The 8,076-nt window shown below is 46.3% G+C and carries 8 protein-coding genes and 2 pseudogenes; 7 read left to right on the forward strand and 3 right to left on the reverse strand.

Annotated elements, in window-relative coordinates; genetic code table 11:
- The 5 genes from AB1656_26530 to AB1656_26550 all read left to right on the forward strand — a co-directional run.
- Positions 1–287: TonB-dependent receptor (locus AB1656_26530; GenBank protein MEW6238956.1), on the forward strand; the 287-nt coding region annotated here is incomplete at its 5' end.
- Between the two features lie 26 nt (positions 288–313).
- The gene (locus AB1656_26535; GenBank protein ID MEW6238957.1) at positions 314–943 is read left to right on the forward strand and encodes a YfiR family protein; all 630 of its coding nucleotides are present in this window, start codon (positions 314–316) and stop codon (positions 941–943) included.
- Positions 944–959: 16 nt separating this feature from the next.
- Positions 960–2,456: a HAMP domain-containing sensor histidine kinase gene (locus AB1656_26540; GenBank protein MEW6238958.1), complete on the forward strand. Its 1,497-nt coding sequence runs from the start codon at positions 960–962 to the stop codon at positions 2,454–2,456.
- Between the two features lie 10 nt (positions 2,457–2,466).
- Complete coding sequence (locus tag AB1656_26545; protein MEW6238959.1) at positions 2,467–2,835, forward strand: response regulator; 369 nt, start codon at positions 2,467–2,469, stop codon at positions 2,833–2,835.
- 4 nt (positions 2,836–2,839) lie between these two features.
- A complete protein-coding gene (locus AB1656_26550) occupies positions 2,840–4,060 on the forward strand; it encodes a response regulator (protein MEW6238960.1) in 1,221 nt (406 codons plus the stop codon).
- A gap of 240 nt (positions 4,061–4,300) precedes the next feature.
- Here AB1656_26550 and AB1656_26555 read toward each other — a convergent pair.
- A pseudogene (locus AB1656_26555) lies at positions 4,301–4,435 on the reverse strand (transposase).
- Between the two features lie 283 nt (positions 4,436–4,718).
- Between AB1656_26555 and AB1656_26560 the strand changes: the two are divergent.
- Together AB1656_26560 and AB1656_26565 are read left to right on the forward strand one after the other, a co-directional pair.
- Positions 4,719–5,035, forward strand: a pseudogene (locus tag AB1656_26560) (ATP-binding protein).
- A 337-nt stretch (positions 5,036–5,372) separates the two neighbouring features.
- Positions 5,373–7,493, forward strand: a complete 2,121-nt coding sequence (locus AB1656_26565) for a WD40 repeat domain-containing protein (GenBank protein MEW6238961.1) — start codon at positions 5,373–5,375, stop codon at positions 7,491–7,493.
- A gap of 20 nt (positions 7,494–7,513) precedes the next feature.
- Here AB1656_26565 and AB1656_26570 read toward each other — a convergent pair whose 3' ends face one another.
- Entirely contained in the window at positions 7,514–7,732 is a 219-nt protein-coding gene (locus AB1656_26570) for a DUF433 domain-containing protein (protein ID MEW6238962.1), read from the reverse strand.
- Positions 7,733–7,880: 148 nt separating this feature from the next.
- On the reverse strand, positions 7,881–8,076 hold a 196-nt coding region (locus AB1656_26575), incomplete at its 5' end, for a type II toxin-antitoxin system RelE/ParE family toxin (protein MEW6238963.1).

Raw genomic sequence — 8,076 nt, forward strand, 5'->3', positions numbered from 1 at the left:
AAGACGGTTCTCCTCACCATCAGATTAAAGTGCAGTCGTATTTCGATATCGCCAAGAATGTCCATTTAGACGCATCGTATAATTATATCGACGAAATCGGCAGTTGGGGCATTCCTCCGCATGGACGGCTTGACGTGCGGTTAGGATGGAAGCCAACCCAACAAATGGAATTGAGCATTGTTGGGACCAATTTACTGGACAATCAAACGCACGAAGCGGATGGGATGTACACGCTTTACACCGAAGTCGAACGCGGGGTGTATGGTAAAGTTACGTATCGGTTTTAAATATTAAGAAGAAAAATGATTCCATCATGAAGAAATGTAGAATATGCATAGCGGTTATTATGGTTGCGCTCTTCGCCGCGATAGCCTTTTGCGAGTCGAAGATCGAGGATCCTTATAAAATTAAATCCACTTACATTATCAGTTTCATTAAATACCTCGAATGGGAGCGGAAAGACGTACTGCCCGACGATCGATCGCCCATTATTATCGGCATTTATTCGAAAAAGAACGAAGATTCGGATCAATATTTATTCCTCTTCAAGCAATATGCCGCCTTGATCAATGAAAATGCGGCCATCCAGAAAAAACTTACGAAAAATCATCCTCTCGAGATCAAACGATTTGTCTCCCTCGAAGAGGTAACGGCGCCGTGCCATATCCTCTTTCTTCCTTCCCTGAAAACGCCGCCGGAACAAGATAAAACTACCGGCGATGTATTGAATGAGTTGAAGAAAAAACTGGACGGTTATCCCACGCTGCTCGTCGGCGATGCGGAAGGTTTTGCGGAGACGATGGGCGGACACATCCATTTTGTCCTCGTCAAAGGCCGAATCGAATTTATCGTCAACCTGGAGGCGTTGAAACAATCCGGCATTCAGGTCCGCTATAGTTTGATCGAAAACGCCTATAATCCCAATAAAGAAAAAAAAGAATAAATCGGGAGATCACGAGATGAAGTCCGTATACGATTGGTCGATTAAGACAAAAATCTCGGTCATCGTGATCCTATCCTGCACGCTGGCGATAGCCACCGGCTTCGTTTATTTTATTGTTTACGAAATCGACATGATTAAAGAGGAAATGGTAAAGAATATATTTATGCAATTGCAATTCATGGAAACGCAATACTTCGCCGCCGCGCTGGATTTCGACACGCTGGACGCCGACGACGCCGTTAAAATTCTGGGCGGCAATCCCATGATTGTTTCCGCCCGTCTCTATAAAGAAAAAGAAGAAAAGCCTTATGTTGCGTATCCATCCCCCAACGCCATCGACATTCCCCCCCTAGACCTTTTCGGCAAGGAGAAAAATCATCAATTTACTAAAGACTATTTGCAAGTCGTAAAAGCGATTCCTTACGATATGGCGCAAAAAAGCGCCATATTCGAGGTGGTCTACGATTTGGGCGACTTGAAAAAACGCATCCGAAATATTTTATTGACGACCGTTTTCGCCCTCGTTCTTTCGTTGCTTATCGCCTATCTTTTGGAGATGCGCTTGATGCGGTGGATTACGCAGCCCGTTTCTCGGCTGTCGGAAACCGCGATAAAAATTTCCCAAGATCGGAACTATTCCTTGCGCGCGCAAAAACTGGGAAACGATGAAATCGGTCATTTTGTCGATGTCTTTAACGGCATGTTGGAACAAATTCAGAAACAGGACGTCGAGCTGAGAACAGCGCGAGACGAATTAGAAGACCGCGTTCAACGAAGAACCTCGGAATTAAAAAAGGCGAACGAACAACTGCTGGAACTGGATCGCATGAAATCGGTTTTCGTCTCGCAAGCGTCCCATGATCTGCGCACGCCGTTGACTACTATCAAACTCAACCTGGACAATCTCATGCGGGGCGTAGGCGGCAGCCTCAGCGATAAGCAAAAGAGCGTACTAGACCGCGCGCAAGGAGCCGTCAATCGCCTTACCCATTTAATCAATGACGTGCTTGATCTTAACCGGATCGAATCAGGGAGGATGATTCTTGAAAAAGTCAATGCGCCTTTCGACGCGTTAGTCCATAACGTAATCAAAGAGAACCAATCCGCCGCCGATCAAAAAAGAATCGCATTGCGCGCGCAGATAATGCAGGGAGAGTATCACGTCAATATCGATGCCGGTAAAATGGAGCGCGTCGTCGGCGAATTGATCGGCAACGCGATCAAATACACGCCCGAAGGCGGACGCGTCGATGTTGAAGTCAAGCGCGGGGATGGCGGACGAATTATTTTGTCGGTGGCCGATACCGGCATTGGAATGACGGAGAAGGAAAGCGATAAAATTTGGGAGCGCTTTTACCGGACGGTTTCTTCGCAGAAGGTCGCCGTCGGCAGCGGATTAGGCTTATCGATCGCAAAGGAACTAACGCAAATGCACGGAGGATCGCTGGCGGTGAAAAGCGAACCAGGGAAAGGATCCGTCTTTACCCTGGCGTTGCCGACTCTAACTTCGTAGAGGAACAAATATGCCGGAAATTCGAATTCTGATTGTCGACGATGAAAAAGAATTGGCGGAAAGCATGTTCGACCTGCTGGAATACGAAGGATATTCCGTGGAATTGGCCGGCACAGGCGAGGAGGCGTTGCAACGAGTCGATATGGCCTATCCCGATCTTTTGATATTGGATATCAAACTGCCCGGCATCAATGGACTCGATGTGCTGCAACATGTCAGAGAGACGCGTTCGTTTCTGCCCATTTTGATCGTCAGCGCCTCTTCGCAAAAAGGCACCCGCGAGCGAGCGAAGGAACTCGGCGCAGACGACGTCCTCTTAAAACCATTTGACGAAGAGGAATTGTTGTCCATTATCAAAAAACTTCTGGAAAAGAGATAAGACAATGTCAGCTCACCATTTGGAAAATCTCATATTAGTGGTGGATGACGAACAGGAAATCTGCTTGAGTCTTTGCGATTTCCTGGAATTGGAGGGCTACGAAACGATGGAAGCCTCCAACGGTTCGAAAGCATTAACCATTCTCGAAACGAAAATGCCGAAGATGATCATATCCGACTTGATGATGCCGGAAATTGATGGCTTGACTCTTCTGGATGAATTGCGCCGCCGCGATATTCAAATTCCCGTTATTATTATGACTGCTTACGCATCCGTCGACCGCGCGATTCAAGCGATGAAAAACGGCGCAGCGGATTTTGTAACCAAACCCCTCGATTTAGATTATCTCCTGCAAATCGTGAAAAGAGTTATTGAACGCATTGAGATGAGCGAGAAAATAAAAATGCAGCAGCAGCGTTTGTTCCAATCGGAAAAAATGGCCTCGCTCGGTCAACTCGTCGCCGGTCTCGCGCACGAAATCAACAATCCCATCAACTTCATCCGCAGCAATATTCAACCGTTAAAAGAATATTTGGCCGGCTATAAGAAACTTGCTTCTGCGGCGTCAAACAAAGATGCTCCATCGTTGCGGTATCTTCAAAATGAAATTAAAAAAATTCAAGAAGAATACGATCTGGATTACGCCGATAAAGATTTGGATAAACTTATTTCATCGTTTGTAGACGGAACGGAGCGCATCATAAAGCTTATTGCCGATCTACGCTTGTACTCGCATAGCGATCAAGAATACTATTCGAATTTCAATCTCCACGAAGCCATCGATTCATCATTATCCATACTAAGCCACCGATGCAAAGATCGCATTGACATCCAAAAAGAATACGGAGAGATACCTCCCATCAAATGTTCTCCTGGAAAAATCATTCAAGTGTTTGTGAATATCGTCAACAACGCCATCGATGCTATTAAAGAACAAGGAAAAATATGGATAAAAACATCCGTTGACGATGATAATATCATTATCAAAATTCGAGATAACGGCGTTGGCATTTTACCGGAAAATCTTCCAAAAATTTTCGATCCCTTTTTTACGACAAAACCCATAGGAAGCGGAACAGGATTAGGCCTTTCTATTTCTTATGGGATTATAGAACAACATGGAGGAACGATCACAGTAGAAAGCGAATCCGGGATAGGAGCAACATTCACTGTAAGTCTGCCAATTGCTAAGAATGATGTCACTAAGACCGTTATAAGTTACTAGACATAAATAGGGTTTGCTGAAAAACCTTTACTTCCGAGAAAAGAGCGGACGGAGCAGGGTAGCGGAGCCGTTCGATTGACGATCGGATAACGTCGCCTGAGAGTCCTTTCGGCGCATCCATGCGGCTCCCAGCTCGCCAAGAGCTTGCCAAAGCCTTCCTGACGCCTCTTCCATTCTCTTCCACCAAGCCAAAAGTCCAGCAAAAAGCCCTTTCTCCATCGCCAACCGATACAACTTTCCTAGATTCATGACCAGCAGATCGAGCGCAATCACCGTCAGAGACATTGCGGGCAATTTCGCCATGATTCGGTTCAGTCCATAGCGGCGTTTGCCCTCTCCGAATTTCCCTTCGATCGCCACTCGATCCCGCTCGTCTTGCCGTTCCCTCCAACACCCCGAAATACACCTGCTCTAAATGCCGGAACAAGATTCCGATTGTGGACTTGGAAGGTAAACGCGTACCCGGAAGAAAGGGCGCCCCTTTTTTCAAATAAAAAAATCCTTCTACCATAAAGAGAAATCGTTTTCATTCATAATTTCTACTTTTCGGGTTGAGGGATATCACAATGATTTTATGGAGTCAATGGTATAGCTTCATCCGCCCTTTTCAAGCCGCGTGTTCGCGTTCACCCGCGCTTCCGATCTGGTGCGGGATTTGATGGTGGCCAATGACGAATGCGCGCTGGGCCGCCTTCATCAATGCTGCTTGGGAGTCCATCTCTTGATCGTCGACGAGCTGGGATTCACGCCCTTCGACAAGACGGAAGGGGAATTGCTTTTCAATCTTCTCACCGACCGCTACGAACACCGCTCCACGATCGTCACGACAACATCGATTTTAGCGAGTGGGCGCCGGTCTTCGGCAGCGAAAAACTGACCACGGCATTACTCGACCGCTTGGTTCATCACGCCCAGATTCTCACGACCAAGGGATCGTCGTATCGAACCCGCAACCAAACTGGGAAGAACGAGTGAGCGCGCCAACGAGAGGTTGTGGATCGCGCCGCGTCTGCCGAAGCCTATGGAAAACCTAACAGCCGGTTTTCCTCAGTCTCCACAACCATACGGACGCCGAAAAATCATGGATTCTCTTAAAAATAGGCATGCAAAAAGAATTCTGGAAAGGTAAAACATTACTGGGGTGAGTCAAAATCCAATCGTCGCCCTGGGTCATTTTCCAATCGTTGCTAACAATTTACTTTGGAATTGATAAAAATAATAACTTTACATTTTTTAGTTTTTAATCTATTATGATCGATAAGAATAATCGAATATTAAGATATAATAAGAGGCAACGATAGGATGTAACGAAATGTACATGCGTTATATTACTCTACTTTTAATTCTCTTCGCCATAACCATTGCTAACGCATTGTTTATAAATGATGTAACCGCCTTGGATTTATTCCCGCTCCGCGGCGAATCCAGCGAACTTATCTTGGGTTTAGGATATCCAAGCGATATATGTTTTTCGCCGAAAGGGGATTCGGTCGTTTGCAACAGCAGCGTGGGATATCTGCTTTGGGACGTAACGAAAAATCCGCCCGAACCGTCGCTATTGCTCGATAAAAACTCGGGTTACAGACCAATTCAATTCCTTGCTGATGGGACACAGTTGGCGATAAAGAAGGAAAATTCGTTCAAGATTATTGACGTTGCAACGAAGGAAACGATTTATGAAAACACTAGTCCCGATCTACGTTACGCTTCCCTTTTCTCCCCCGACGAAAAAAAGGTCTTATCCTCTTATATGAGCAAAATCGAAATCTACGATTTGGAAGGCCGTAAAATCGTAAAAACGATACCTCATTCGTCTCCCGCCGTAGAGTTGTCCGCCGATAACCGATGGGTGGGAGTAGAAGGAACCAATGCTTCGCCCGTGATTTGGAATTATGAAACGGGAAAGCTCAAGCGGCTCCCCGACGCAGCCCATAGCGATCTTACCTTTTCCAAAGACGGGAAGTGGATGGCGACGGAATATAGCGAACCATACCCGATTGATTTCACAAAAGTTATAGAAACACATCGGATTGAGGTCATCGATATCGAAACCGGCGATACGATTTATGCGTTTACTCCAAAAGTGATTAATGCGGACGGTTGGCATGCGCCTTTGGAACAATTTTTGGATATGAAGTTTTCGCGGGCGAATCAAAATATTCTTTATATTTCGTTAATGATGACTGGCGATGTTTACGTTATCGATATAACTACAGGAAAAGCTAGGAGACTGAATACGCCGAATCTAGAGAATCTGGCATATACGATGGTTTATTTTAAGACCGATGCCTACGACAAACGCCTGATGACCTTCAACGAAGACCATATCATCCGTATATGGGACGTCGAAACGGGGCAGGAAACGGCAAGAATCGACGCCTACCCCAGGCGGTTCTTGAGCGGCGTCTTTTCCCCCGATGGAAAAAGCGTCTTAACCGGCCATTGGGAACCGCCAGTGAGAAATCCCGAAACGACCGATTCTATTTTTGTGCATCAATGGGATGTTGAAACGGGTAAGTCATTGCGTTCGCTCGCAGGCCATTCAGATGGGGTAGAGAAGATCGTCTTTACCGCAGACGGGAAGAACGCGCTCAGCGGCAGCGGCCGAGAGATCATTTTTTGGGACGCTATGGAATGGAAGCCGCTGTGGTCGATTCCGTCGAATTTCGGCCTCTCTGCGGAAGACTTAAAATCGAGATATATCGGGGCGAGTTCATCTACTTTAATGTCCGTCGCTCTCTCAGGGGATGGAAAATCGTTTGTTTCCATCTATAGGCAAGACGCCTTTTTACGGGATATGGAGACGAAAGAGATTTTACAAGTCTTCACTGGCCATTCTAAAACAATTCGAGACGTTGCCATATCGCCGGACGGATCGCTCGTAGCGACCGGGGGAGGCGAATGCAACCCGGATTTAGGCCTCTATTGGGATGCGACGGCGCGCATCTTCGACCGCCAAACTGGGAAGCAACTCGTCCGCATCCAGCATAACAATCCCGTAATCAGCGTTCAATTCTCTTCCGACGGTCAAAAATTACTGACGGGAAGTTGGGACAATACGGCGGCGATGTGGGATGTCAAAACAGGGAAACTCATCCGACGATTCGAACATGATAATTCCTGGTTGAGAAAGGCTGCCTATACGCCCGATAACAAACACATACTTACTGTTGCTTATCCTGGTTGGCGTAACAAAACCGACAGCGAAGTACGAATATGGGATTTGGATGGAAACGTTATTTATTCATTGAAACCTACGAAAACAGACAGTATGAGCTGGTTTCTCGACGCTGACCTATCGCCTGACCAGCAAAAACTGCTGACGGTAACGGATAATGCCGCTCAAATCTGGGACATTCCTGGAGTTCTCCAGAAACTCTCCATAGTTCGACCGACCAGTACCGATGTTATAGATTACTCCATTTACAAGTGAGTCAACATATAGCGAATCGCTTATACTCTTATTGAATGCTCGCGCTCATTGTCGGCGGCGTATCGCAAGTCTTCCGTGATGTCCGCCTTTTCCAGATCGGGAAATGCCTCTAGTATTTCCTTCGCCGACATGTCGTCAGCAACCATATCGACAACTGTCGCCACAGGAATTCGCAGTCCGCGCAGGCATGGCGCGCCACCCATTTGGTTTGGATTTACTGTTATTCGCGTATATTCCATTGCGGGCATCCCTCAAATAGCGATATATCTTATTGAACTAAACTGTAAGGGGGGATTATATCAGACCATCTTCGCAATAATAATCCTCAACTTTTACTACGCATTAAGGACGAATCGACAATGCCCTTGCCGTCTAGTCATCGATTGCTTATAAAGCATCGTAGACCGAATCGCGTTTGCCAATGTTCACTACAAAGATGGTTTCTTTTTCCAAATAAATGATGATTCGATATTTCCCGGCGCGAAGACGAAAAAGCGGCGTCCCTTTCAGTCTTCTTACATGCGCATAAGGATTTTCTTTTATGCTGCGAACCTTCAACAGGATTGCCTTAGCATCCTGACGA

This window comes from Candidatus Omnitrophota bacterium (assembly GCA_040755155.1).
Taxonomy (GTDB): Bacteria; Hinthialibacterota; Hinthialibacteria; order Hinthialibacterales; family Hinthialibacteraceae; genus JBFMBP01.

Coding starts and splice junctions, on each gene's coding strand:
- AB1656_26535 (MEW6238957.1), top strand. CDS start 314: ATGAAGAAATGTAGAATATGCATAGCGGTTATTATGGTTGCGCTCTTC.
- AB1656_26565 (MEW6238961.1), top strand. CDS start 5,373: ATGTACATGCGTTATATTACTCTACTTTTAATTCTCTTCGCCATAACC.
- AB1656_26540 (MEW6238958.1), top strand. CDS start 960: ATGAAGTCCGTATACGATTGGTCGATTAAGACAAAAATCTCGGTCATC.
- AB1656_26545 (MEW6238959.1), top strand. CDS start 2,467: ATGCCGGAAATTCGAATTCTGATTGTCGACGATGAAAAAGAATTGGCG.
- AB1656_26550 (MEW6238960.1), top strand. CDS start 2,840: ATGTCAGCTCACCATTTGGAAAATCTCATATTAGTGGTGGATGACGAA.
- AB1656_26570 (MEW6238962.1), bottom strand. CDS start 7,732: ATGGAATATACGCGAATAACAGTAAATCCAAACCAAATGGGTGGCGCG.